This window comes from Paenibacillus sp. PastM-3 (assembly GCF_029893965.1).
Classification (GTDB): domain Bacteria; phylum Bacillota; class Bacilli; order Paenibacillales; family Paenibacillaceae; genus Paenibacillus_AQ.
Genome location: NZ_JARXXP010000001.1, coordinates 192329 through 217754, shown reverse-complemented (window position 1 = coordinate 217754; position 25426 = coordinate 192329). Strand labels below are relative to the sequence as shown.

Sequence of the window (25426 nt, the reverse complement as noted above, 5' to 3'; positions counted from 1 at the left end):
CTAAGATCATGCCTTTAACCTTTGCACACCCGGCAATCATTTTACCTTTCTCCCGTAAAAGCACTTATGTACACTTTTCCGCCATGGTCCTGGGGAGCATGTCCCCGGATTTCGAGTATTTTGTCAGAGGCAGGCCTGTCGCCGAGATTGGGCATACCTTCACCGGATTTCTTGTGTTCAATCTGCCGCTGGTTGCCGTCATCTGTCTGGTCTATCATTATTTTGTACACCGGACTTTGCTGAGCCATCTGCCGCATTTTCTTCAAGACACCTACACTCATAGAACAGCTGCAAGTCCTGTTATCCGGATATTCGTCTTCATCTATTCAGCACTCTTCGGCATGCTTACGCATGTGGCCTGGGATGCCTTCACCCACAAGCAGGGGTTTATGGTGACTAAATTTGCTGGATTGTTCAACCACATCTTTAGCGTCTACGGCCATGATATTCCTTTATACAAATTCCTGCAGCATGGCAGCACAATCTTCGGGCTTAGTCTGATTTTCGGATACCTGGTTCTCAGGAGCCGTTCCGGTAAGCAGGAGCCTTCCAGCAAATCCGTTAAGCAAAAATATCTTTTCTGGTCCTCTGTATGCCTGTTGGCCGCTTTCCTTTTGCTCCTCTGGTATATAGCTGCGCCAGTGTCCCTGTCAAGCTATGGCGTACATGTGGTAAGGATCGTCAATGCCTCGTGCCTGGGTCTGCTCGGGGTCTGCCTGCTCCCCAAATACCGCCAGAACCGGATCAGCAGCACATAAAACCAACACAAACAGGACTTCTCCCAAGGAAGTCCTGTTTCGCTTCTCTCTACCGCAACGCCCGCACAAACCCGCCGATTCTCCGGGCCGCCTCCGTCAGCTTCGCCTCATCCTCCACCAGTGCAATCCGCACAAACCCTTCGCCCTGTACGCCAAAAGCATCCCCCGGGATAATCGCCACCCCGGTCTTAAGCAGCAGCTCCTGAGCAAACCGCCGCGACCGCCCCGTCTGACCGGCACAATAATCCTTGGGAAGCGGCGCCCAGATAAACATCGTGGCCTTCGGGCTTGGTACAGTCCAGCCTTCCTCTGCCAGCGCCTGCACGAACACATCCCGTCTGTGTTCATAGAGCGGCGCGACCTCCAGCCGTCCGTCCCCCTGCATTGCCAGCTCCAGAGCAAGAATTGCCGCTTCCTGCACCGGATTGAAAACACCATAATCCACATTGCTCTTGAGTTCACGGAGTGCCCCCACCGCTTCACGGTTACCGGTCATGAAACCGATGCGGCAGCCGGCCATATTAAAGCTTTTTGAAAAAGAGTGAAACTCCACTGCCGTATGTATCGCTCCAGGCACCTGCAGAATACTTAACGGCCGGTAACCGTCAAAGCCCATCTCTGAGTAAGCCAGATCATGGATAACCAGCACCTCCCACTTCCGGGCCAGCCCTACCAGCTTCTCCATGTATGCATAGTCCGCAGTAACCGAAATCGGATTCCCTGGGAAGGCAAGCAGGATAAAAACAGCCTTCTGCCATACCTCGTCCGGAATGCTGTCCAGATCGGGCAGGAAATCATTGTCCGCAAGCAGCGGCAGAGGCCAGGCCTTCACACCGGCGATAGCAAGTGAGCCTGAATAAATGGGATATCCCGGGTCAGGCACGATCGCCAGATCCCCGGGATTACATACGGCCAAGGCCAGATGGGCCAGCCCGTCCTGGGAACCCATCAAAGATACCAGCTCCTCCTCCGGGTCCACTTCTACGCCAAACCGCCAGTTCATCCATTTTGCAGCCTGTTCGCGGAACTTTCCGCTTCCTTTGGAAGCAGGATAAGAATAACTGTCATCACGGAGCACGGCTGCACTCAATGCTTCACGGATCTCCGGGGCCGGCGCCTGATCGGGGCTGCCGATGCCAAGGTCAATAACCTCGAGTCCAGACTTTCGTGCCTGCTCCTTCCATTCCGCCACCTCTGCAAAAATGGATGAGCCTAAATGGGAAAGCTTGTCCGATCTCCACTTTTGGACGGAGCCTGAATTGCTGTTTGTCATATCTCTCCACCTGTCTGTTTTTGAATCATTATAGCATGTGTGGGGCTGATACGGATGCAGTGTATTGCAACTGGTTGATACTGGTAAAAAACACTTGATTTAAGCTGGAATCTTGTCCGTGAACAGTTATAAAAAACGATTTAAACGAAAACAGCGTATAATTTATGTTATACGCTGTTTTTTCAGGCCGGAATTACCCGCTTTTGATCCAAATGACGTACTTTTTAAGCAAAATGATTCTCTCCATAGCCTCCTCAACAAAATGGAAAGCAGGCTTTACATTTACCGCTTTTAATGATATATTAATTATGGAAAGTATACTTTCCATCCTTTCACAGTGAGGTGATCCTTTGAACAACAGGCTGGAGGAAATACGCAAGCAGCACGGCATTAAACAGGAAGAGCTTGCCGCAGCACTGGAGGTATCCAGACAGACGATTGGCTCACTCGAAAACGGTAGATACAACCCTTCCATCATCTTGGCTTTCAAAATCGCCCGTTTTTTCAATCTGTCCGTTGAGGAGATTTTTATCTATGAGGAGGAGGAGAAATGAGAAGATCACCAGCTTTCTACGTAATACTGCTGTTCGTCGGGATCTGCGCCATTACGGCGAGTTTCTTTTTTAACAATGAGGAATTCAAGGCTGTATCGGGTACATTGATCGGCATTGGAGCCGGCAGTGCGGGGGTCAGTATATCCAACTTGTTGATGATTCGTGCAGCACGCAAAAACCCCGAGCTTGAAAAGCGGGCCATCATTGATTATAACGATGAACGGAATACGGTAATCCGCAATCGTGCCAAAGCCAAGGCTGCAGATATTACCCAATGGCTGATCATGGCGATCGCCTATGTTACGATTCTTATTTCGGCTCCTTTGTGGGTGACACTTGCTGTAGTTGTTGTCTTTCTGATCTACCATTTCATGAGTCATTATCTGATGGTCCAATACCAGAAAAGCATGTGAACAGAGCAGCGCCAGCCCGCAAATGTACGATAGTCCTGCGGCTGGCGCTGCTGTACTTCAATTATTAAACCCTACTTCCATAACCGGAAGACATTCACCAGCTCTTCCCCGTTAAAATCCAGCCTGTACACATCAGGTTTGGACATGTTTAGCAGGAAATCCAAATCGTATTTTTTGTCATAATGATTCATGATCAAAGTCATTACCGCCCCGTGTGTCCCTAAAGCTATCTTTCGTCCCTTATAATTTTTCAATAATTCCTTTACGACGGCTATAGCCCTGCCCTGACAATCTGCATTAGACTCCCCGCCCGGCAAAGCAAAATCAGGATCAACAAAAGACAGCTCCAATAATGGGATTAACTCCTCATCTGGTAAGCGTTTGTCTTCATTCAGGAAGATTCTTTCTTTAAGGTCTTCGTATAATAGCACCTCTTGGCCACTGGCCCCTGCCAAATCCTCAATGGTTAGAATGGCCCTTAGATAAGGGCTTGAGACAAAAACCTCTATCTCTTCTTGTTTCAATGTCTCCGCAACTTGAAGCGCATCCCTCTTTCCTTTTTCGGTTAAACCTCTGGTTCTTTCGTTATGATTCCCCTCATTCGTTGGTGATTCACCATGTCTCACCATATAAATCGAAGTGTGCATAGCTTCCTCCTGTACTCCTGTTTTCCGGATGATTAATGAATTACAACCCTCACACTATATTAGAAATAACTGGAATGTCAAATATACAAAGTAATAGTCCCGGCTGGACAGGCATAGGATAGGGTATTACGAGTGAAGGTGGGAATACTCATGTCCAAGAATAAACGCGGCAAAGCACTCTGGCGGATGCCGTCCCGCAGCAGAGGAACCTGTCCAATCTGTGGAAGCACACGGATCAAACTGCTCTATATCGGCAAAAGCGCCGACGGCGGCAAGCTGGATGTCTGCAAAAAGTGTGACGGCAAGCAGGCAGTCTAGAGCACTTTGGCAAATGTAGCTCCAGCTGTAAAAAAGCATTCATAACAAAGGGGAGCACCGTTTTATACGGCACTCCCCTTTTCTTTATCCGGTCAAGTCAAGTCCTGCAATTCATTCTGCGGCATCCAGTTACGGACTCCGTTATCCTCCAGAATGCCTAAGGTCACATCCGAAATATGCGAATCAGCCAGCAGCTTGTCCCTCACCTTAAATTTGATGTCATCGGCATCAGCCAGCGTCAGTCCGGTCTTGAGCTCGATCAGGCCTTCAACATGGTAGTACCGGCCCTCCTGCAGAATACGCATTTGGAAAATGTCGGTAACCTGGGGCTCTTCAAAAATAATCTTCGCCACCTTCTCCTCAATTTCTGGCGGAGCCGCTACACCGATCAATCCGACCATATTGTCATAACCGACACGGAAGGCTACCCCGATCATCATCAACGCAATCAGGATGCTTGTGATCCCGTCCAGCAGATGGAAACTGGTCAGCGCAGTCACCAGTACAGCAATTAGCGCCAGGAATCCCCCGGTTGTTGCAACAAGGTCTTCGTAAAAAACAAGCCGGGTCGGCGGTGCGGCCCGTTTAACGTTCTTGAGTGAGGCTGTAAACTTACGGAAGCCCTTGGCTTCCACACGGGCATCGTGCAGCACTTCATTCATCGCTTTCACCCAGACAAAGGCGTCCGCCCCGATCGACAGCACCAGTACCAGCACATTGATCCAGTAGCCGCCTGCCTCTTCAGCCGGATGCTGGATCAGATGGAAGCCTTCGAGCATCGTTTCATACGCCATAATGGTAACGACTATTACCGCTATCATACAAAAAAGATTAATGACCCGTCCGAAGCCGTCCGGGAACCGGCGGGTCGGCCGCTTCTCTGCGAGTACACTGCCGGTAAAAACGAACAGCTGATTAACGGCATCAGCGATCGAATGCATCATCGTGGCAAACATCGAGCCGCTGCCGGTCAGCGCAAAGGCGACTCCTTTAACAACAGCGATGCATGTATTGCCGATTGCTGCGGATCCTGAAGACTTGTTTCCTTTCTTGATCAAGCTTGCCAGACTTTCCGAATTCTCTGCCATAGGTCATGATGCCTCCTCACACGTCTGCATATGTATTTACTTAACCTAAAGGATCAGATTTCTATCAGGCTTAACTTCTTCATTCGAAACTTAAAAAGCCCACACCCTTAAACAGGCGTGAGCTTCAGCAAGGTAAAGATTATCCATTCTATCATCCGGTGGCCTAATACAGGCTGATCAGGTTTGTCCTACCCAGTCTGCTCCGGCGATGCTACGCCAGATGCTGCGGATCTCCTCGTACTGGTCAGCCGGCAGTGCACCAATGCTGAGCAATCCGGCATTCTGCTGCCAGCGCTCCGGCTTGGTGGTTCCGACGATAGCGGTATGCACACCGGGTGTACTGAGAGTAAAGCGCAGGGCCTTCTCCACACTTTCCTGCGGGTCGGCCAAGAAGCTGTAAGACAATTCACGCAGCCGGTTCCAGTAGATAAAAGGGTAATCGCTCTCATCCATGCTCTCAAACATCCAGGCTGCATTAGCAATCGGGCGTTTTGCAGTTACGCCCATGTTTCTTTTAGCTGCCTCGCCCAAGGTCAGGTCAATGGCTTCCTGATCGGCGATATTGACCGAGATTTCCAGACTGTCAAATACGCCGGTCTGCACCGCATACAGGGCATCCTTCCGGTCTCCGCTGTAACCGATATAACGGGTCTTGCCGGCCTGCTTGGCCCGCTGCAGCACTTCAATGACCGCCCCGTCGCGCAGCACCTCTTCCCGGCAGCTGTGCAGGTGGATCATATCAACATAGTCGGTCTGAAGGCGCTGGAGGCTGCGGTCAATAGTCTTTTCCAGCAGCACCAGATCCCAGTCCGGATAATCCAGACCGGCAGAGTGGCCGCATTTGGTGAACAGATAATAATCGCTCCGCCGTGAGCCCAGCGCCTTGCCGATAAGCTCCTCACTGTTGCCGTAGCATTCCGCTGTGTCAATCAGATTAAGCCCGGCGTCCACTGCACTTCCCAGCAGCCGGTCTACCGATTTCTGGTCCGAGCTGCCGATTTCTGATCCTCCGAAGCCCAGTACACTTACTTCCATGTCCGTATTGCCGTATTTGCGTTTTTCCATAGTAGTTTCCTCCTTTAGCGGTGGGTATGAATGCGAGAGCCGGGAACTGTCTATGAAGCTGGCACATCTTATACATTATACCCCCCGGTACAAAAAGGAAACGTTATGGACGGCCGCCAGACTCCGGAAAGCTTGATTTAATCCACAATTTGGAGATATCCAGGAAGCCGAAGGAGCCGGTATGCAGGCCAAAAAGGCTCTGATTAAGCTGGGCTCTTTTGTTCAGATGACAGCCGTACAGCACCCATGCCTGATCCCGGAGAATGGATTCTGTCTGCTCCAGCAGACTGCTTCTGCTATCCTCATCCAGTCCCGCAAAGCAGTCGACGGCCTGCCGGATTTCCGTAAGCTGATGCTCCAGCAGCAGTCTGTGCAAATGATTCGACCGGTTGACAAAATAATTAATCATCCCCCACTGCCAGTCATCCTCCAGCACCTCCTCCGCAAATACAAAGTCTGCCTTCCCGATAATTTCATCCAGCTGAAAATCCTTATATTCCAGCAGACTGAGTCTTATACCGGCGGCGGCTCCGCGACGCTGCAGCCATTCAGCCTCCTCACGTTCCTCTTTCTTCACTGTATAGGCAATAGTGATGACTTCACCGTTGTAGCCGCTTAACTGCAGCTGTTCCCTGATTGGAGCCATCCCGGGTTCGGTCCAGTCCGTCCGGCGGCTTAACCAGGGTAAAAAGCTGGCAGCCGGAGTAAGCCGGTTCCCGCCCAGCTCATTAATCAAGGCAAGCGGGTGATACAGCAGACTCATGGCCTGACGGAAATGCGGGTCATGCTGAAGCCCTTTTTTGCGGAAATTCGTAAGGAGATATCTGCACCCCAGAGCCGGATAGTCAATGCTGTTATTGGTACAAAGCGCCGGCGACGGGCGGATCTCCCCTGCTTCGGGCAGCTGGTACTGGCGTACACTGGCCCACTTATCCGGCAATGACCATATCTCTACCCGGTCAAGCAGCGGACGGATTCCGTAATAATCATCAAATGCTGCAAGCTCAAGCACATCATTGCTCAGATTGATTACCCGGTAAGGTCCGGTGCCCGAAGGACGGGCAGCATTAAACTCCTGGTCGCACGGCAGAACCGACATATAGACGGAGCTAAGCGCATGCAGAAAAAAACGGTTCGGACGCGACAGATCAAACCGTATACGGTGATCTCCTAGCAGCTCTATACCGGCTACGTCGCGGAAATGCCAGATCGCCGGGCTGTTCTTATCCTTGAGCCGCAGCAGCGTATCCTTTACATCTCTGGATGTCATAACCCGGCCGTGATGAAAGCGGACCCCTTTGCGCAGATAGAAAATGTAGCTGGTATACTCCCCGTTCGTTTCCCACATATGGGCTAGGCCCGGGGTGAAGCTGCCGCTGGAAGCCTCGTAGGTCAACAGGGTGCTGTAGATCTGCCCGAGCAAAAAAGCCTCAAAGGCGGTATACACAGAAGCGGAGTCCAACTCCTCCATCCGCCGGTTGCTGGTGATCCTCAGGACGTCCAGACCGGTTGTAGACTCCGCTTCACTGTGGTAGCCCATCTGCTTATTCAGCACGGCCAACAGGCGTTCCTTCAGCGGACTACTGACCTCGGGAAGCCCGATCAGCTCGATCCCCTGTTTGATTTTTCCGTTATTGACCAGCTCCTGCAGCAGCCCTTCCAGTACATCTTCCTCACTGCGCAGAAAAGTAATAGCCGAGAAATGGCCTCTGCCTCTGCCCGGCCGCCAATGAATCAGCGCCTTCTCTTCAAGCCGGCGCAATATGAATTTGACGTTGCGCGGGGTGCAGCACAGCACCTCCGCCAGCCCCTCAATGCTTGCCGGAAGCGGCTCCTGCAGCCTGGAGAGGCTGTTGAACCCCGCCGATATCCGGAGATAGTGTACGATATGGTTATCCATTGGTTATGCTCCTATTAAAGGTGAAAGGATTAGGGGAAACCTTACACTTTTCTTTCCCCCTTTACATATTACAATTAATTATATATGACATCGCCTGAAATAGGCAGTCCTCAAAATTCATCCAGCAGATTAGGAGATTCCCTGACTTATGAAACAATATCTACAGCACATCCATCCGCTCGCCTGGACCATTATTATCGGGACGATGTTCGGCCGGCTGGTTACCTCCATGAGTATTCCGTTTTTGTCCATTTATCTGACGCAGGTGCTTGGGGCTTCACCTACCCAGACCGGTTTTACCGTAGCGGTCAGCTCACTGGCCGGGGTGATGATCAGCTTCTACGGCGGCTACATCTCCGATGTGATCGGCCGCAAAATCGTGATGCTGGTCTCCGTCTTCGGATGGGCTTGTGTCTTCTTCGGCTTTGCTGCCGCCCAGCATTTATGGGTCTTTTTCCTTGTGAATACCTTGAACGGGATCTGCCGTGCAGTGTTTGAGCCCACCTCACGGGCCATGCTGTCCGATATTACGCCGCCTGAGCATAAGCTGCTTGTGTTCAACCTGAGATATGCCGCAGTTAACCTTGGCGTGGTATTCGGCCCGATTATCGGCCTGCAGCTCGGCTCCGCCGAATCGACTTTTCCTTTCGTGATCGCAGGCATTGTCTATATTGGTTACGGGCTTGTACTGTTTCTGCAGTTCCGGATTCACCACAGCACGCTGCCCGGACGTTCGGAGGTCACAGCACCCAAACTCAGCACAGCACTGGCCGTCACAGGCCGGGACCGGGTCTTCCTGCCTGTGCTGCTCGGTACTATTTTCTGTGTCCTTGGTTATGGGCATTTCAGTTCCACACTGGCCCAGTACCTGGCGATGAACACTCATTTCACCGACGGCGGCAAGGTCTTCTCCTATATGCTGTCGCTCAATGCGGTCACCGTACTGGTAGTCCAATACCCGATTGTCCGCACGGCAAGCAGGTTTTCACCAATTGTTCCTTTGATTCTCGGCAATATCTGCGTCGCCCTTAGCATGCTGCTGTTCGGCGCTGCCGGCGGAGTCGGACTTATGATGGCCGGAGTCATCCTGTTCACCATCGGCGAAGTGCTGCTGTTCACGATGATGGATATGCTAATTGACCGGATTGCCAAGCCGGAATGGAAAGGCACCTATTTCGGAACAATCGGCTTCAACGGGCTTGGCGGTGTTATGGCCCCCATCCTCGGCGGCCTGCTGCTGGATCAGTTCGGCGCTTCCAGCGGCCCCGCTGTATTTGTCCCGCTGGCACTGACTACCGCTCTCGGTCTGCCGTTTCTGATTACCGCCCATAAAAGGCTGAAAGCCAGAGAACTGGCAGAGGCCAAAAGTTGCGCTTAACCCGGACATTCACCGCATGCAAACAGCGGCAGCTCAGGACTTCATGGTCCTGGGCTGCCCACCTCAATGGATAATTAATTAAAAAAGTTTTGAAATCGTGTCAGTCACACTGATAAGATACAGCAATGACACACTGTTGTTTACATAACATTATATATGTTAACTAAAGCCGGATTTTCATTTCTTTATCCGGTAATTTCCATTCCTAAAAGTACATTTTCCGTAACAGCTTAATTTTCTCCATTATGTATTCCCTCAGTATTAAGGGCTCCAGAACCTCTATGTCACCAGGCAGCTGCATCACCTTGTCGCAAGCCTGTTCATAGCTGTACATGTTAACGGTCAGAATAAAGGTCTTATAATCTGCCACGTTATTCAATACCTCCAGCCGGTTAACGAGCTCAGGATGAGGTTTGTCCGACCGGAGAGTTACAGGATAATACTCCTCTGCTCTGCGGTTTTGTCTAAAATTCTTCTCCGTACCTCTCCAGTGTCGCTCCAGCGAAAAATCTGCAGGAATCGTATACCCTTCTTCCAGTTGTTCTGCCGCTGTAATCCGTTCACATTTAAATGTACGCAGTCCTTGAGCCGCTTCACAGTAACCGACCAGATACCATTCCCCCTGCTTTACCACAAGCCCGTAAGGCCGCAGCGTACGGTTGGAACGTTCCCCGTTAACCTTACGGTATTCCACATTGAGCTTATGAGAGTGCCACAGAGCAGCACGGAGCCTCTCCAGAAAAGGAACTGCAGGACGCTCGTTCCACCACGGCGTTTCATCGAAGTAAAAGACATTTTTGGCCTTGGTAATATCCTCCCGGTAAGCCGGCGGCATTGTCTTTTCCAGCTTCAATAATGCGTTCTTGAGCTTCAGTGTGGATTCCTTCTGCATGCCCTGATGAAACCCCAGACCGGTAAAATAAAGATGGATCAGCTCGTCCCCGTTCAGCTGGCGCAGATTGACTGTATAGCCCTCCATGAGGGAAATCCCCCCGTTCGGACCGGTTGTAGTCACGATAGGAACACCAGCCTCTGCCAGAACATCGATATCCCTGTATATGGACCGGACGGAGGTTTCCAGAGCAGCTGCCAGCTCATTCGCCTTGATTCTTCCCCGGGATTCAATCAGCAGCATAATTGCAATTAACCGGTGTACACGCACTGCCATCAGCCTCTCAACCTTAGTTCTTGCCGTTCTTCTGTCAATAAGAGCTTTTATATTCAATGTATCAGACCCCGTGACCTTTATACACTGTATAGCTGAGTTTGCGGGATCACTTTTTTTACGGAACTTGCACTTCCCAGGAGTCTGTAAATTGTTCATATACATTCTTGCCACTCTGCTGTCAACAATAGTTATTTATTATGATTGTATCATACAAAAGGAGCTGTTATTTATGAATATTGGGATACTCGGGACCGGGTTTGGCGCTTACCATGCCAGCCTGTTCCATCAATCCGGAGTTGCCGGACGCATAGTCGTCTTTGGACGAAATGAAGAGAAGCTAAAGAAATTGCAGGAAGAGTTAGGCGTGGAAACCAGCACCTCGATTGAAGAAGTCATTAATGATCCCGGTCTTGATATCATTGACATATGTCTGCCCTCAGCCTTACATAAACAGTTTACTGTGATGGCGCTTGAAGCCGGGAAGCATGTCTTCTGTGAAACGCCAGTCTGCCTGACGGCCGAGGATGCTTTAGCGATGAAGCGCGCTGAAACCCATTATAGAAAAAGAGTGCTGGTCAACCAGTTCATTAAATTCGAACCGGCCTATCAATATCTGTATGAAGCCGTTCAGCAAAAGAAATACGGCCGTCTGTTAAAAGTGAGCCTGATCCGGGAAACCCCGCCTTTGTGGGGCAATTTGGGGCTGGAAAACATTACGACCAACCTGATGATTCATGAGCTGGATTTTATAAATTGGCTGCTGAATGGCGCAGCTGTGACGAGTGTCTGGGGTACACAGGACGCAAAAGCAGGCCAGGCACTTGTACAGGCCACCTTCAATACACCGCAGATTAATGCGCAGGTTACTGCAGTCTCTTTAATGCCTTCAGCCTATCCGTTTACTGTAGGGTATGAGGCTTATTTTGAGCATGCCAAGCTTGAATTTTATGAAAAAGATGATATGCAGGGAGGCATAGATACAGCTCTTTACGTATACGGCCATGCCGGCCGGCAGGAGATCCTGCTGGACAAGGTCAACCCTTATGAGCACAGCCTGCGGCATGCTCTGCAATGCTTCAGGGACGGAAAAGAATCCGTGCTCTCGCTGAATCACGCCCTGTCTGCTATTAACACTGCAATTGATCTGAAAAAACGATTAACAAACTTGGTCCACTAGCCGCAGGCAGATTTTATCGGGATAAACCAGATTTAATTATCTGGTCTTTTCGTGATATTTCCGGGAGGGGTTGGCCCCTTCCTTTTACTTGTTTTTGTGGATAGGGAGAGGAGAAGTGTATCTTGGGAGTAGTTTGTGGCAGTGCGAATGGTTTATTTGGGGGTTACTAATGTGAATTTTTCATATGTTGTAATAAGGTAAATAATGAGAATATTCGTTTGAGGAGGTTACGTTCCAGTATGGTATATTATGGTTATTTATTCATCAAATAAATCTAGTTAACATATTAAATTTTATGTTAACTATTTAGGGTAAAGTTGTTCGTTCCTTAGCTCCCATTTCCAATTAGCTCCATTTACACAAATAAGGTTAACATAACTATAGCTATGTTAACCTGTTGCTGAAGCCTGCCTCTTCTTCCCCCGGAAAATCAGCTTGAACAGCGGCGGAACGGCAAAAAAGATAAAAAACGTCCGGAACAGCTGATAACCCGCCACAGTCGGCAGATCGGCCCCCACTTCATGGGCAATCAGGCTCATCTGATCCATCCCGCCCGGCGCCAGGCTTAACAGCGCAGTAGAAACGGATACCTCATCAAAATAAGCAAACAGCAGGCTCATTAGGTAAGCACCGCTTATCAGCACCACACTGCTTAGAACGGCCAGCAGTAAGGTTACCAGCTTATTGTTCAGTCTGCGCGGATCGAGCAGCAGCCCTACGAACACACCTATCATCAGCTGGGCTGCATTCAGCAGCAGGTCTGGCAGTACGGGGCCGGTAAGTCCGCTTAGCTGAAGCACCGAGGTTACAAGCGCCGGGCCCAGCAGATAGGCTGTCGGAAATCTCACCTTCTGTCCGGCAATGGCACAAAACGTGCAGGCAAAGGCGTATATGAAGAAATTAAGGGGTAATTGCCCCAAAGAGGGTGAGACTACCGATACCAGAGGCATAGCCGCCTCTGCTCCTGAGCTGTGGCCAAAAAGCGGGCTGTAAATCAGCAATGGCACGCAAATAATGATCATCATCAGGCGGACAACCTGGATAACGGTCACAACAGTGAGATTAACATCCTCTGATTCCTCTGCCAGCACAATCATTTGCGTCAGGCCGCCGGGAATGCTGCCGAGCAGAACCGTTTTATAATTCATCCCTGATATTTTGGATACAATGACCGCAATTCCTGCACAAAAAAGCAGCAGCAGCCCTGTCAGCAGCAGCATCGACGGCAGCTGCCCTGCCATTTCCTTCAGTGCAGGTGCAGTCAACGAAAGTCCGATGGTATAGCCGACAATGATCATCCCGCTGTTTCGGAGCGGGCCGGGCCAGGTGTAGTACTGCTTCTTCAGGTTTGCACCGATCAGTGTTGCGATCATCGGTCCGAGCAGCCATGGAACCGGCAGGCCCAGCAGCATAAACAGACCTCCGCCGGCCAGCGCAGTGGCCAGTGTAACCGCCATTTTAAGCGGACCCGGAACCGTTGTTAATTCTTTCATATTTAACCTCACGCCATGTTTGTTATTTTTTGACCCTGGCCGCATTAACGGTACTGAAGTATTGGCTTGGATTGCCCTGCCGCGAATTGAAGCGTTCCTTGAACTCATTGTTCGTGTACGCCCCGATTACCCTGTGCCAGAAATTGCGGGCCGGTGTATTCGCGCGGATCTGCGAGACCTTCCAGTCCCCCGGGAACATATCAAACAGCCTGTGTGCTGCCCATGTGCCTACTCCGCTGCGGCGATACTTCTGCATTACGAAAAATTCAGTCATATAAAACTGCCCTTCCGGGTCCCGCAGCAGACGGTCCACCAGCGCAAAGCCGGCGATGTTCCCGTCTGCAGTAAAAAGATAAGCAAATTTATTGTTACCGCTGCTCCAGTAAGCCTCAAGGCCGGGATAGGCCGGAAAATTGCCCTCACGGTCCACCTGAATATCCAGATAGCGGGTAAAATCATAAAGATAAAACTGCATCAGCCTGCTGATAATCTGCTTCTGCTCCTTGGGAACCAGCTCGATTCCAAGTTCCATTAGGCTCACCTCTGTGCTTCACGTTTTACTACACATCATATAACTTTATGATAAAATAGACAAACGCCGGTATACATACAACCCATTTTTCCTAATCATGCTAACTCAGAAGAAGGTGAACGTCATGAGCATACAAAAAAACAGCGACCGCAAGCATCTGGATCAGCGGGTAGTCCACATGCCATGGTTTGTCCAGCAGTTCATTGACTATAAACGCCCTGATCTTTCCCCCTCCACCCTGCTGGAGTATATCCGGGATTATGAATCCTTTTTCGGCTGGCTCCGGGCTGAAGGATTGTCCGCTGCGGACAGCAATGCAAACATAACTCTGCTGGAGCTTGAGACTCTGCACATGGACAGTATCGTTGGTTACCGCCTGTATCTGACAACCCGCGCCGAAAGCGCCAACTCCCGGGTTACGGTATCCCGCAAGCTGTCTGCCCTGCGCTCCCTGTTCCATTATTTGAGCCAGATAGCCGAAGATGAGAACTTTTATCCGCTGCTGAAGCGTAATATTATGGCCAAGGTTGAAATTAAACGCATCCACAAGCCTAAAGATACGGCCGCCAAGCTAAAAGGTAAAATTCTCGAAGAAGAGGAGCTGCAGGAGTTCGTAGGCTACATTTATGAAGGCTATGGACGGGATGTAGAATCCAACAAACAGGCTTACTATTCGTTCCAGCAGAACCGCGAACGTGATGCCTGCATAGCCAGTCTTATCCTGAACTCCGGCCTGCGGGTATCCGAGGTGGTCAATCTGAACATCGACGATCTGGATATCAACAACAAGCTGCTTTACGTGTACCGTAAAGGCAACAACGATGAGACCTTCAAGACGCCCGTCTACTTCCGGGAGCAGGCCAAAGATGACCTGGCGCAATATCTGAGCCTCCGTCAGACCCGTTATAAAACACCCAAACGTGAAAAAGCCCTCTTTATCGCCCTTCCCAACGGCGCCCAGGAAGGCAAGCGTATGACCAAACGGGCTATTCAGGAGATGATCATTAAATACGCCAAACGTTTCGGGAAGCCTTATCTGACTGTCCACAAGCTGCGCCATTCCTTCGCTACAGACTATTATCTGCAGAATGATATCTACAAGACAAAAGAGCAGCTTGGACATGCCTCAACAGAAACCACTGAGGTCTACGCCCACCTGACAGACAAAACGATGTCTGAAGCGATCGAGCGCCGTCAGGATAGCTGAGGTAAGGTTACTTGTAAGCACTCTGTACTTTTTATTCTTAATGCTGGAGGTAATTCTAGTTGTCTGATAAACAAGATTATATAAGCTTTTCTGCTGAAAATGAGCTGCTGCGCCTGCGTGCAAACTGCGGGCAATGCTTCGGTCTCTGCTGTGCGGCACTGCCTTTTACCCTGTCTTCCGACTTTGCGATGGATAAAGCAGCCGGTCAGCCCTGTCACAACCTGAAGGAGGATTTTCGCTGCGGCATTCATAGCCGGCTGAGAGATTCCGGCATGCGCGGCTGTACAGTCTACGACTGCTTTGGCGCAGGACAAAAGGTATCGCAGGTTACATACAGCGGAGCTGACTGGCATAAAGCCCCATCCACTGCCAGCCAGATGTTCGAGGTCTTCCCTGTAATGCGCCAGCTGCATGAATTGCTGTGGTATATGACCGAGGCGCTCAGCTGGCCTGCAGCGGCGCCTGTCCATGCTGCTCTATCAGCAGCAAGGGGTACAACAGAGCAGCTTACGCTGCAGGAGCCGGAGGCTGTGCTAAAGCTCGATATACCGGGCCTGCGCTATGAAATAAATGTGCTGCTGCTGCAGGCAAGCGAGCTAACCAGGCAGGCCGTGCGCAGCAGCCTGAAGCCGGCGCCGCCGCGGCAGAAAAACTACGGGCGCGGTGCCGATCTGATCGGTGCCCGGATGAAAAAGGCCGATCTGCGCTGTGTCAGCCTGCGCGGCGCCTACCTGATCGCTGCCGACCTCAGCGGAGCTGATCTGCGCGCAGCCGACCTGATCGGGGCCGATTTCCGGGACACGAATATCTGCGGAGCCGATCTTTCCACGAGTCTGTTCCTGACCCAATTTCAGGTGAATGCCGCCAGGGGAGATGCGGCCACAAAGCTCCCCGCAACGTTAACGAGACCTGATCACTGGTCCGGCAGTAAGCTGCACTAACCTCTGGGTGCTGTAATCACTTAATTAATCAACCTGCTCTACTAATATACGGTCGCCTTTACTGGGCGGCTGAGAAGTAACCAGGAACTCAACGTCTCTACCAGATTTATTTAGCATTTGATGCGGAACAAAGGGCTGGACCTCCTTTCCCTCCTGTGAATTAAGGGTATATTCAACGCCATCAACTTCCAGCGTAGCCGTACCGGACAGCACAAAGAAAAATTGCCGGGACTTCTCATGATAATGCCTTACTTCCGCTGTATCCGCCGGCATCCGCTCATGGATGATACTTAGCTTTTCATCCTGGACTAAATGCCAACCGTCACAGCCATCTCCCCAAATATAGTGCTCTGCATTATGTTTGCTTACTTTCAATTGTAGCTCTCTCCTTTCTATGTAGGCCTCATTTTCCGCAGTGCGGGCGGCGCCGTTTCTCCCCTTAGGGTGTGGCGCCGCCCTTCCTTTATCCCTGTATAAAAAAAGCCGATGATTAGCATGTCTGTGATTTAATAGCATTCTATTGTGAATTTTTCATATGTTGAAATTTTGAAAATTAGATCGTTGTTGGTGTAACAGGTTGGCCATGCCTGCGCTATCGTTGATTTCAAAAACCTGTGCCTGCGGCTGCGGCACTGCCGAATGGATATATGGGATCATTCGTTCCCATGCGGCAATTGCCGCAATATTCGCGGTATTTTGCAGTAATTCAAGATCCTCCGGCCTTCTGATCAGCACGATTTTCGGGTAAGCTTCCTGCTTGAATCCTTCCACGAGAACATAATCGTAACCGGAAAAACCCTTAATCAGCTCGAATAAGCTGCTGCCACGTTCTTCAATTACAGACGTTCGTGCCGTACTTGTAATGGCAACCGCCATGGCGCCGGCCTGACGCTGTTTCCACGTATCCGTCCCGGGATGATCCATGTCGTATTCATGCCCGTCATGCTTAATAACCGCTACGCGCGTACCTCCCTGCTTCAGTAAAGGGATAAGCGCACAGACCAGTGATGTTTTGCCGCTGTTTTTATAGCCGATGATCTGGCAGACAGCCGGTTTAATGCATACGGCCTGGTCGTTGTCTCTTCCTGGAGCAGCAGGCGGGCTTACTCTCCTTCTCTGCACTCCGGGGACGCGACGACTAGAGCTCTTCTGCGGGCGCAGCCTTCCTCCCGCGGTGCTGTTATTCAAGTGCCGCATCAACCTCCCCCCTCTCATTCCTGCCCGCGCAGTTCGCCCGGAAGCTTCAGCACCTTCACCTTGTCCCCGCTTTTTAATCCGCGTGCTTCCGGCGGAACAACAATCAGACAGTCACTGTCCTTAATGGTTACCATGACGGAGGATTCATCAATTACCGCGGGATAGGCATGAATCATCCCGTCCCGGATTGCCAGCCTGGCGCGTACAAACCGGGTATAGTTGTTTACTCTGCTATAGTCGGCCCCCATAACAGCGCTCCATTCCGGCAGCAAAGGCTGATTCGTTCCCAGCATCAGCGAAATAACCGGCCGGGCAAACAGGTGGAAGCCTACAAAGCTTGCTCCGGGATTACCCGACAATGCAAGCAGCAGCTTGCCACCGCGTACAGCAGCCGTAGTGACGCTTCCCGGGCGCATCGTGACTTTATTGAACAGCATTTCACTGCTTTTTTCCCGGACCAGATCCCCCATAATATCGTAATCGCCGACAGAGACTCCTCCGGTTGTAATTACCAGATCATGGGTTTCCAGCGCCATCTGCACCCTGCTGCGGGCCAGCTCCAGATCATCAGCAATCGCGCCCAGCATAACCGGCTCTCCTCCGGCTTCTCTTACTAATGCTTCAAGCATCGGGGAATTACTGTTGCGGATTTTGCCCGGCTGCAGCGGTTCATCGACCTCCAGCAGCTCTGTCCCGGTGGCAAAAATGGCTACCTTCGGCCGCCGCTGCACCTTTACCACCGGGAAGCCGAATGCGGCGAGCACAGCAATATCGCCTGCAGCAATGGTTCTTCCGGCCGGCAGCATAAGCTCACCTTCCTGTAATTCAAAGCCAGCAGGTGTAATGTTGCTGCCCGGCTGCTGCGGCTTACGGAGGCCCACATAGGTTTTACCATCAGACTCTCTGGATTCCGTGATTTCAATCATGACTACCGTATCTGCACCTTCGGGTACCTGTGCCCCGGTCATGATCCGCGCTGCCGTTCCTTTTGTTATCTCTGCAGATGCTACTGCTCCGCACGGTATATTGTCTATAACCTCCAGCCATACCGGCTCATCGGCGTTACAGGACATAGTATCAGCTGCTCTTAGTGCATATCCGTCCATCCCTGAACGGTTAAACGCCGGAAACGGATGCGGTGCACGGAGCGGCTCCGCCAGAACACGTCCGCAGCATTGGCTTAGCGGCACCTCCTCTGTACCAAGCAGCTTGGCATATTGCATAACCCGTGCTTGGGCTTCCTGTACCTGCAGCGCTTTGCGCTGGAATTTCTGATCCGCCATATCGCGATGTCTGTCCATGTATACCTCCGTTGACCATGATGATTTACTTACACTATAGTAACATGGGACGCTGTAAAGTTAAATTTGCTGTCATAAAGCTCATGAAACACAAAAAAGGACGCCCGCGCTGAGCCGCACAGGCATCCTATTCTTTAAATTCAAAGTAAGTGAGTGATTCTTAAGATGCCCGGATGACCCGGACATCGCCCGGAATGATCTTTTCCCCTTCATACAGCATAAACCGTCCGTTCTGCCACTCCACCCGCAGCAGCCGGTAATTATCAGACTGGTACTGCCAGACATGCTGGGTTCCCCCGTTCATATAAGGAGTCTGGCCAGTAACTGCAGCATAGCCTTCGTATTCTTCCTCAAGGTAAAAGGTATAATCATCCAGCTCCAGTGTTGCCGGCACCTCAGCCGGATTGTCCAGACGTCCATCTATAGGCTCATATAGCGCATATTGCAGCTGTTCCCTCTCCTCCACATGCAGATAAGCAATCCGGCTGCCGTCACGCAGCGTCAGAACGACTGCATTCCGTCCGCTGGTCATCGTCCGACCGGTTACCTCATAGGTAACCAATGAAACCTCGCAGATATCCCCGGGCGCGAGATTCAGCATACTTTTGGGCGCTTGCGGTGCCGGAGGCTTGGAGAAGATATTGCCGATTCTTTTCCAGATGCTCACTATCCATCATTCCTTTTGAAAAAGATATTAGTATCTTCCATCGTTGACCCGTCCGTTTTATCCCCGGATAAATGCGGCGATAATCAGAGCTCCGTTCAGATGCAGGGAGCCCGCCAGCAGACCGTAACCGATTTTGCCAAGCCGGGTTCCATGATCCAGATCGATTTTGCCCCATCTGCCAAGCAGCAGCTCCACAGACTTCTCCACTATAAACAGCAGCCAGAAGGAGACGATGGATACAACAAGTGCGTCTCCCAGACTGCTGGATGATGCAATGGAACAGGACAGGATATAGCCCTGTGCCAGCAGCTTGAGCAGAAAGCGGGCTGTCACCGCCATGTTACCTGCCTTTAACTCCTCCAGATCGTTATAACGGGTAAACAGCGAATCCACGAACATTAGCGCAAACAGCAGCACTGCGCCGCTCACCGTCCACACAACCATGGACACCAGAGTATGGAAATCCATTCCTTTAGCCCCCGCTTGTTCATTTTACCTGACCGGTACAGCAAGCATAGATAAGGCGAAGGAGAAACGCTTCTGTCTCTCCTCCGCCTGTAGGCACCGGCCAAGAAACCGGTGAACTCTGCTATATTACTGCTTGTCGTACTGCTTCATCAGTGCTGCCAACTCATCTTCAACAGCCTGATCCTTGCCGAGCTTCTCGAATTCATCATCCAGCGATTTGTTGCCGGAGTTCATTTCGTTGCTGGCTTCAGCCTGTGCTTCTGCGGCGAGCATCTTTTCTTCCATGCGCTTCAGACCGGCTGACGCCGAGTCGGAGCTGAATCCGCTCATTGCTTTGTTGATCTCAGTCTGTGCCTTAGCCGCGTTGTAACGGGCAACCAGCGTCTCGCGCTTGTTCTTCATCTGGGTAAGCTGCTTGCGCATTTCATCCAGCTTGGCACGCAGATTGTCAGCAGATGCCTTATTCTGGTCAAAGCTTGCTTTGTATTCAACCAGCTTGGCTTCAGCAGATTTCTTCTCTTCCAGCGCTCTGCGGGCCAGATCAACGTTACCGGCCTGAGCGGCAGTGTGGGCCTGCTGGTTACGCTTGGCTACAAGCGCCTCCTGCTCTTCATACAGCTGCTTGAATTTCTTCTCGATGGCAATCTGGGCGGCCACGGCCTTCTCGGCATCCTCCAGATCTTCGGTCATGTCACGGATATATTGGTCGGTCATCTTAATCGGGTCTTCAGCCTTGTCAATAATCGCATTTACGTTGGACATGGTCAAATCACGCAATCTTTTAAATATAGACATGGTTCATTCCTCCAAAATAAAAGTTAACTGCTCATTTGGTATCTTTTACGTAGGAAATGCCAATCTCGTTTCATTTTTGCTCTGCTAAATATTGATCCACTTTATTATTAACAATTCTGACAACCTGCATTATGCCCTCTTTACTCAGATTGTCATAATGGATACCCATTACCACTGTGACCGTCCGGTTTAGTGCAGCGGCAGCTCTGAGCGCGATATTCTCGCTGATCGTATGCTCCTTATGGTGGGGAACCGCCGTTGTTGATGCACGGACAGCTCCGCCGTCAAGATAGGCAGTGCTAGAAGCACCGATATGACGGACACCGCCGGTAATGAGCAGCAGCAGATCATTCCCGACATCCGTAGCTGACAGCTCAATATCCTCAAATCCCGCATCTTCCAAAGACAAACCGATCCCTCCCTACCTTATATTAACCCCGGTACATACCAGTATCTCAGGCAGGCAAGAATTCTAGACAATTCCGCGTATCTCATCAAGTGATGTGATACTCTCCTCCAGCATGAACTGATGCAGCTCCTCAACCAGCGTACTGCCCGCCCGCATGTTCATGAAATTGTAGGTTCCTACCTGGACAACCGTTGCACCGGCCATAATAAATTCAATGATATCCGTGGCGGAGGTGATTCCGCCCATTCCGATTACAGGAATAGAGACCCTGTGTGCTACCTGATGCACCATGCGCAGTGCCACAGGCTTGATAGCCGGTCCGGACAAGCCGGCATACAGGTTATTGAAGACGCTGCGGCGGCGGCGGACATCGATCTTCATACCAGAGATCGTGTTAATCAGCGATACGGCATCGGCTCCTTCGGCCTCACACATCTCCGCCATTTCCGCAATATCCTCGGCATTCGGGGACAGCTTCACGGCCAGCGGCAGACGGGTGGCGGCCCTCACAGCCCGCACAACCTCCCTCGCGGCAGGTGTCTTGACCCCGAAGGCAATACCGCCTTCTTTGACGTTAGGACAGGAGATATTGAGTTCAATCATATCAACGGCCTGCTTGCCCGCCTGCGCCCGCTCATCGGCATCACGCTGGATCAGCTCAGCACCCAGCACATAATCCGGCAGGGTATTGCCGCCCAGGTTCACGATCCGTGCCGTATCCAGGGTCTCCCAGTAAGGCAGCTCCTTACTCAGAAATGCCTCCACACCCGGATTCTCCAGTCCAACGCTGTTCAGCAGCCCGGAAGGAGTCTCGTAGACGCGGATTCCCGGATTTCCTGCCTTGGCCTGCAGAGTAAGGCCTTTGCCGGAAATGCCGCCCAGCATGGAAACATCATACAGCCTGCCATATTCCTTGCCGAAGCCGAACGTACCCGAAGCCATTACGACCGGGTTCTTGAAATGAACGCCAGCGATTGTCGCTGTAGTATTAACCATCGTATTAATCATGGAAAACAACCTCCTCGGCAAGGAATACAGGGCCGTCTGCGCAGGCTTTGCGCTGGCCGTCCAGACAGGATACACTGCAGACAAGGCAAGCCCCGATACCGCAGGCCATCCGGTTCTCTAGCGACAGATAAACATTCGGGCGTCTGCCGGCCGCACCTGCAGCGGCTCCCTTCCTTTGTGCCGCCTTCAGCATCGGCTGCGGTCCGCAGACAAAAATATGGTCATAGCTGTCAAAGTCCACGCTGTCCAGAATCAGTCCGCCGACATCAACAGTAAGCTCTGCCGCGAGCGGCCGGAAGGCTTCTGTCCGGAAGGCCTCTCTGCTGAAGCCCAGATACACATCACTGGCCGGAAGCTGCCGGGCGCAATAATACAGCGGTGCAATTCCGATTCCCCCGCCGATCAGGGCAATCTTCCCCTCCACTTCAGGGAATCCGTTGCCGAAGGGTCCTTCCAGCTGAATCGGATCCCCCGGATGCAGCTCCGCAAAAATTTCGGTCCCCTCACCTACAACGTGATACAGAAATTCCACACCATCATCGTTCACTTGATGTATGCTAAGGGGCCTAGACAGCAGCGGATAGGCTCCCCATGCCCGCAACATGTAGAATTGACCCATTTTACCGCCGTAATCTCCCTCCACCCGAAGGTGGTACACTCCATTAGACAGCCGCTCGTTACTTATTACCGTCGCCACGTTATCAAGCTCCTTCAAATTTTATCTTATTAACCATGCCTTAGAAGGAGCTTAAAATCTGTGACATACTTCACAATATTAACGATCTATTTTCTTTTCCATATCCCGCGTTCATACGGAACAGGTACATTTGCTTTGTCTACTCCGCCGAGCGCTTCTTCCGCATGAAGCGTCCAATAAGGATCACTGAGCATTCCTCTGCCGACGGCTACCAGCTCTGCCTTTTTCTCCTCAATAACAGCCTGTGCTTCCTTGTAATCATCCAGCCGGCCGACTGCGATTACCGGGATCTGAAGCCCGCTGCGGATATGCTCTGCCAGGTCAACCTGATAACCGGGTCCGGCGTTAGGGCCCCCGCTCGAGCCAATCGGCCCCTCACCGCCCGAGGAAACATGGAACATGTCCACTCCGGCAGCCTTGTAACGGCGGCAAAACTCCAGCGCATAGGATTCATCGTAACCCCCTGCCACATATTCCTTGGCCGACACCCGCATGATCAGGGGCATCTCCGGCGGAAGGACTTCCTTAACAGCCTGCACCACCTGTTCACCGAACAGGATCGGATCCGCCCCGTATTCATCATCTCTGATATTCGTCAGCGGAGAGTGGAACTGGTGAATCAGATAACCGTGAGCACCATGCAGCTCCACCGTATCAAAACCGGCCTCCACCGCCCTTCTTGCACCCTCACGGTATGCATTAATCATCTCAGTGATGCCTTCTGCACTCAGTGCCTGAGGCGTTTTGGAGCGTTCATCAAAGGGAATGGCAGAAGGGGCGACAGGCGGATTGGCATCAAGCGCTTTGCGTCCCGCGTGACCCAGCTGAATCGCAATCTTGGCTCCATAGGCATGTACAGCATCTGTTATTCTGCGGTACGCCTGGATCTGCCCGTCGTCCCAGATTCCCGTATCTTTATTGGTAATCCGCCCATCCGGATGTACGCCGCTCATCTCTACAATAATGAAGCCGGTACCGCCGACAGCACGGCTGACATAATGCACGAAATGCCAGTCACCCGGTACGCCGTCTTCCTGTACAACTGCATATTGGCACATTGGCGGCATGACAACCCGGTTTTTCAAAACCAGCGCTTTAATTTCATATGGCGTAAACAATTCAGACATTTCCGTCCCCTTCTTTCTCTGAGCTATGTTTGTTGGCCGGGTAAGTCTCCCGAATACGTTTAGTATACACGGATTTTTGGCGGTGTTGTAATTTTGTCCGCCGGACAAGAGTCCGGCATAAATATGCTACAGGCGGGGGATAACAAGAGAAACAGTCATTGGCTGAAGGCTGTATATAAGGAGGCAAAGCGGCATGGAGCATCTGTTAAAGTACAGGAAATTATATATACTGCTCTGTCTGCTGATCGCGGCTGTTGCTCAAAGCTCTCCCCCGCCTGTCGCAGCTTCCGGAGGTTTATTCGCACAGGCCCCCGGCCGCGAACAACAGCAGGATATTAAAGAACAACCGGAGCAGTCCATCCCCGCCGGCTCTGCGCTCCAAGCCGCAGCACGGCGCAATAAGCGCAGCAAGAGCCTGACCCTCAGCCAGCTGATCCGCAAATACCCGGAGACGTTCCTAACACAGGGCCCAAGAACCCGGATGATCGCGCTGACCTTTGATGATGTGCCTGACCCGAGGTTCACTCCGCAGCTGCTGGATGTCCTCAACAAATACCAGGTCAAGGCTACGTTCTTCGTCGTAGGCAGCCGAGCTGAAAAGCATCCGGAGCTTGTTAGCCGGATTATCCGAGAAGGCCATGTTATCGGTAACCACTCCTACAACCATCCGGAATTTGGCAAGCTGGGCATGAATGAGTTCCGTACCCAGATCATCCGGACTGAAAATATTATCTCGGCACTTGCCGGTTACAAGCCTCGGCTGATCCGTCCCCCCTACGGGGATATCAGTGAACCGCAGCTCAAGTGGGCCAAGGCACGCGGATACAAGCTGGTGAACTGGAATGTGGATTCTCTGGACTGGCGGGGCCTGAGCAAGTCACAGGTCAGAAACAATATTGTGGCGCACGCAGGTAAAGGGGCTATCATTCTGCAGCACGGCGGCGGCGGAAAAGGCAGCAATCTGCAGGGCACCATCCAGGCGCTGCCCGAAGTAATTACCATCATGCGTAAAAGAGGCTATACCTTCGTTACCGTGCCTCATATGCTCCAGGTGTCCAAAAACAAATAACAAAAACGGATACCTTCCTAAATTACAGGTTGGTATCCGTTTTGCTTCTGAGAGGATATATACTGCCGTTCTAGTCAATGATAAACAGATTTACATACTGATATCCGAATTCTGCTACTGAGCTCTGGCTGCCCGGTATAAATATATCGATCCGGTTACCCTTTATAGCACTGCCTGTATCCGTTGCCGTGGCCAGGAAGGCCATCTTGGGCAGTCCCGGGTGTGAATGGCCGGTCACCAGAACCCTGGTGCCGAGCGGGATGACGCTTGGATCAACAGCTATGGTTCCGAGCTTCAGCGGATTTCCGAAATAATCGACAGCGCCCCATACACCATTCTCACTTGCCGCTGACGAATAGGCGGAAGCTTTGACCTGGATCACTTTTTCATAGCTGAATGCCTTGCCCCATGCTTCTACAGTATTTGTAGCAGACTCAACGTTCAGGCTGGCTGTGATAATGGAAGCCTCGGAAATGGCGGATGTTTTTATCGAGACCGTATCCTTGGGTGCAGTAACACCGGGGATGGTGAGGCTAAGGCCGGGATAAATATTACCCGCAGCTACTTTCGGATTGGCATTCATAATTTCATTGATGTTAATGCCATAATAGTTAGATAGAGTATAATAAGTAGTAGTTGCGCCTGCAATATGTACGCTGTCTGCCTGAACGGGGGCTGTATGCAGCATTGTGCTGATCCCGAAAGCGGCAGCAAAAATGGCAAAAGCTTTGGATTTGTTCTTCATGTGTTCCTCCTTCAATAAGGGGGTGTGCAGG

General features: G+C 51.4%; 28 protein-coding genes. 9 read left to right on the top strand and 19 right to left on the bottom strand.

What is annotated here, in order from left to right:
- Positions 1 to 8 precede the first annotated feature (8 nt).
- A complete protein-coding gene (locus M2108_RS01000) occupies positions 9 to 758 on the top strand; it encodes a DUF4184 family protein (RefSeq protein ID WP_277469175.1) in 750 nt (249 codons plus the stop codon).
- Positions 759 to 807: 49 nt separating this feature from the next.
- On the opposite strand, the gene M2108_RS00995 is transcribed toward M2108_RS01000, so the two are convergent.
- Positions 808 to 2031 (bottom strand): aminotransferase class I/II-fold pyridoxal phosphate-dependent enzyme, encoded by a 1224-nt coding sequence (locus tag M2108_RS00995; RefSeq protein ID WP_277469174.1) that lies wholly within the window; start codon positions 2029 to 2031, stop codon positions 808 to 810.
- Positions 2032 to 2381: 350 nt separating this feature from the next.
- On the opposite strand from M2108_RS00995, the gene M2108_RS00990 reads away from it, so the two are divergent.
- Complete coding sequence (locus M2108_RS00990; RefSeq protein WP_277469173.1) at positions 2382 to 2585, top strand: helix-turn-helix transcriptional regulator; 204 nt, start codon at positions 2382 to 2384, stop codon at positions 2583 to 2585.
- Positions 2582 to 2998 carry a hypothetical protein gene (locus M2108_RS00985; RefSeq protein WP_277469172.1) on the top strand — a complete coding sequence of 139 codons (417 nt, stop codon included), beginning with the start codon at positions 2582 to 2584 and terminating at the stop codon, positions 2996 to 2998. The genes M2108_RS00990 and M2108_RS00985 overlap by 4 nt, the downstream gene beginning before the upstream one ends.
- Before the next feature lie 71 nt (positions 2999 to 3069).
- Here M2108_RS00985 and M2108_RS00980 read toward each other — a convergent pair whose 3' ends face one another.
- Positions 3070 to 3645 (bottom strand): histidine phosphatase family protein, encoded by a 576-nt coding sequence (locus M2108_RS00980; protein ID WP_277469171.1) that lies wholly within the window; start codon positions 3643 to 3645, stop codon positions 3070 to 3072.
- A 150-nt stretch (positions 3646 to 3795) separates the two neighbouring features.
- Between M2108_RS00980 and M2108_RS00975 the strand changes: the two genes are divergently transcribed.
- Complete coding sequence (locus tag M2108_RS00975) at positions 3796 to 3963, top strand: hypothetical protein (protein WP_167347615.1); 168 nt, start codon at positions 3796 to 3798, stop codon at positions 3961 to 3963.
- A 92-nt stretch (positions 3964 to 4055) separates the two neighbouring features.
- Here the strand turns inward: M2108_RS00975 and M2108_RS00970 are convergent, their stop codons facing one another.
- The 3 genes from M2108_RS00970 to M2108_RS00960 form a co-directional block, all read right to left on the bottom strand.
- Positions 4056 to 5051 (bottom strand): cation diffusion facilitator family transporter, encoded by a 996-nt coding sequence (locus M2108_RS00970; RefSeq protein ID WP_277469170.1) that lies wholly within the window; start codon positions 5049 to 5051, stop codon positions 4056 to 4058.
- Positions 5052 to 5228: 177 nt separating this feature from the next.
- Positions 5229 to 6116 (bottom strand): aldo/keto reductase, encoded by an 888-nt coding sequence (locus M2108_RS00965; protein ID WP_277469169.1) that lies wholly within the window; start codon positions 6114 to 6116, stop codon positions 5229 to 5231.
- Between the two features lie 103 nt (positions 6117 to 6219).
- Positions 6220 to 8016, bottom strand: a complete 1797-nt coding sequence (locus M2108_RS00960; protein WP_277469168.1) for an ABC transporter substrate-binding protein — start codon at positions 8014 to 8016, stop codon at positions 6220 to 6222.
- 148 nt (positions 8017 to 8164) lie between these two features.
- Between M2108_RS00960 and M2108_RS00955 the strand changes: the two genes are divergently transcribed.
- Positions 8165 to 9394 carry an MDR family MFS transporter gene (locus tag M2108_RS00955; protein ID WP_277469167.1) on the top strand — a complete coding sequence of 410 codons (1230 nt, stop codon included), beginning with the start codon at positions 8165 to 8167 and terminating at the stop codon, positions 9392 to 9394.
- A 205-nt stretch (positions 9395 to 9599) separates the two neighbouring features.
- On the opposite strand, the gene M2108_RS00950 is transcribed toward M2108_RS00955, so the two are convergent.
- Positions 9600 to 10562: a helix-turn-helix transcriptional regulator gene (locus M2108_RS00950; protein ID WP_346780552.1), complete on the bottom strand. Its 963-nt coding sequence runs from the start codon at positions 10560 to 10562 to the stop codon at positions 9600 to 9602.
- 229 nt (positions 10563 to 10791) lie between these two features.
- On the opposite strand from M2108_RS00950, the gene M2108_RS00945 reads away from it, so the two are divergent.
- Positions 10792 to 11739 carry a Gfo/Idh/MocA family protein gene (locus M2108_RS00945; RefSeq protein ID WP_277469166.1) on the top strand — a complete coding sequence of 316 codons (948 nt, stop codon included), beginning with the start codon at positions 10792 to 10794 and terminating at the stop codon, positions 11737 to 11739.
- Between the two features lie 389 nt (positions 11740 to 12128).
- On the opposite strand, the gene M2108_RS00940 is transcribed toward M2108_RS00945, so the two are convergent.
- On the bottom strand, positions 12129 to 13232 hold the full coding sequence (locus M2108_RS00940; RefSeq protein WP_277469165.1) for an AbrB family transcriptional regulator: 1104 nt from the start codon (positions 13230 to 13232) through the stop codon (positions 12129 to 12131).
- Positions 13233 to 13254: 22 nt separating this feature from the next.
- A complete protein-coding gene (locus M2108_RS00935; protein ID WP_068725105.1) occupies positions 13255 to 13764 on the bottom strand; it encodes a GNAT family N-acetyltransferase in 510 nt (169 codons plus the stop codon).
- A gap of 124 nt (positions 13765 to 13888) precedes the next feature.
- Between M2108_RS00935 and xerS the strand changes: the two genes are divergently transcribed.
- Together xerS and M2108_RS00925 are read left to right on the top strand one after the other, a co-directional pair.
- Complete coding sequence (gene xerS / locus M2108_RS00930; protein WP_277469164.1) at positions 13889 to 14971, top strand: tyrosine recombinase XerS; 1083 nt, start codon at positions 13889 to 13891, stop codon at positions 14969 to 14971.
- 59 nt (positions 14972 to 15030) lie between these two features.
- On the top strand, positions 15031 to 15912 hold the full coding sequence (locus M2108_RS00925; protein ID WP_277469163.1) for a pentapeptide repeat-containing protein: 882 nt from the start codon (positions 15031 to 15033) through the stop codon (positions 15910 to 15912).
- Between the two features lie 24 nt (positions 15913 to 15936).
- On the opposite strand, the gene M2108_RS00920 is transcribed toward M2108_RS00925, so the two are convergent.
- The 10 genes from M2108_RS00920 to M2108_RS00875 form a co-directional block, all read right to left on the bottom strand.
- On the bottom strand, positions 15937 to 16287 hold the full coding sequence (locus tag M2108_RS00920) for a cupin domain-containing protein (protein WP_277469162.1): 351 nt from the start codon (positions 16285 to 16287) through the stop codon (positions 15937 to 15939).
- Between the two features lie 156 nt (positions 16288 to 16443).
- Positions 16444 to 17100, bottom strand: a complete 657-nt coding sequence (mobB, locus tag M2108_RS00915) for a molybdopterin-guanine dinucleotide biosynthesis protein B (RefSeq protein ID WP_280776829.1) — start codon at positions 17098 to 17100, stop codon at positions 16444 to 16446.
- 23 nt (positions 17101 to 17123) lie between these two features.
- Positions 17124 to 18410: a molybdopterin molybdotransferase MoeA gene (locus M2108_RS00910; RefSeq protein WP_277469160.1), complete on the bottom strand. Its 1287-nt coding sequence runs from the start codon at positions 18408 to 18410 to the stop codon at positions 17124 to 17126.
- A 160-nt stretch (positions 18411 to 18570) separates the two neighbouring features.
- Positions 18571 to 19077: a DUF4178 domain-containing protein gene (locus M2108_RS00905; RefSeq protein ID WP_090712033.1), complete on the bottom strand. Its 507-nt coding sequence runs from the start codon at positions 19075 to 19077 to the stop codon at positions 18571 to 18573.
- A gap of 57 nt (positions 19078 to 19134) precedes the next feature.
- The gene (locus M2108_RS00900) at positions 19135 to 19545 is read right to left on the bottom strand and encodes a DUF350 domain-containing protein (RefSeq protein ID WP_068725298.1); all 411 of its coding nucleotides are present in this window, start codon (positions 19543 to 19545) and stop codon (positions 19135 to 19137) included.
- A 126-nt stretch (positions 19546 to 19671) separates the two neighbouring features.
- Positions 19672 to 20340 (bottom strand): PspA/IM30 family protein, encoded by a 669-nt coding sequence (locus tag M2108_RS00895; protein WP_277469159.1) that lies wholly within the window; start codon positions 20338 to 20340, stop codon positions 19672 to 19674.
- A 70-nt stretch (positions 20341 to 20410) separates the two neighbouring features.
- Positions 20411 to 20749 (bottom strand): prenylated flavin chaperone LpdD, encoded by a 339-nt coding sequence (gene lpdD, locus M2108_RS00890; protein ID WP_277469158.1) that lies wholly within the window; start codon positions 20747 to 20749, stop codon positions 20411 to 20413.
- A gap of 63 nt (positions 20750 to 20812) precedes the next feature.
- Positions 20813 to 21745, bottom strand: coding sequence for a dihydroorotate dehydrogenase (locus tag M2108_RS00885; protein ID WP_277469265.1), 933 nt, complete (start codon positions 21743 to 21745; stop codon positions 20813 to 20815).
- A 4-nt stretch (positions 21746 to 21749) separates the two neighbouring features.
- Positions 21750 to 22454, bottom strand: a complete 705-nt coding sequence (locus tag M2108_RS00880; RefSeq protein WP_277469157.1) for a dihydroorotate dehydrogenase electron transfer subunit — start codon at positions 22452 to 22454, stop codon at positions 21750 to 21752.
- 86 nt (positions 22455 to 22540) lie between these two features.
- Complete coding sequence (locus tag M2108_RS00875) at positions 22541 to 23581, bottom strand: NADH:flavin oxidoreductase/NADH oxidase (protein ID WP_277469156.1); 1041 nt, start codon at positions 23579 to 23581, stop codon at positions 22541 to 22543.
- A gap of 193 nt (positions 23582 to 23774) precedes the next feature.
- Here M2108_RS00875 and M2108_RS00870 point away from each other — a divergent pair, with 193 nt between their 5' ends.
- The gene (locus M2108_RS00870; protein WP_277469155.1) at positions 23775 to 24650 is read left to right on the top strand and encodes a polysaccharide deacetylase family protein; all 876 of its coding nucleotides are present in this window, start codon (positions 23775 to 23777) and stop codon (positions 24648 to 24650) included.
- Between the two features lie 70 nt (positions 24651 to 24720).
- On the opposite strand, the gene M2108_RS00865 is transcribed toward M2108_RS00870, so the two are convergent.
- Entirely contained in the window at positions 24721 to 25395 is a 675-nt protein-coding gene (locus M2108_RS00865; protein ID WP_277469154.1) for a 3D domain-containing protein, read from the bottom strand.
- Between the last annotated feature and the right edge of the window lie 31 nt (positions 25396 to 25426).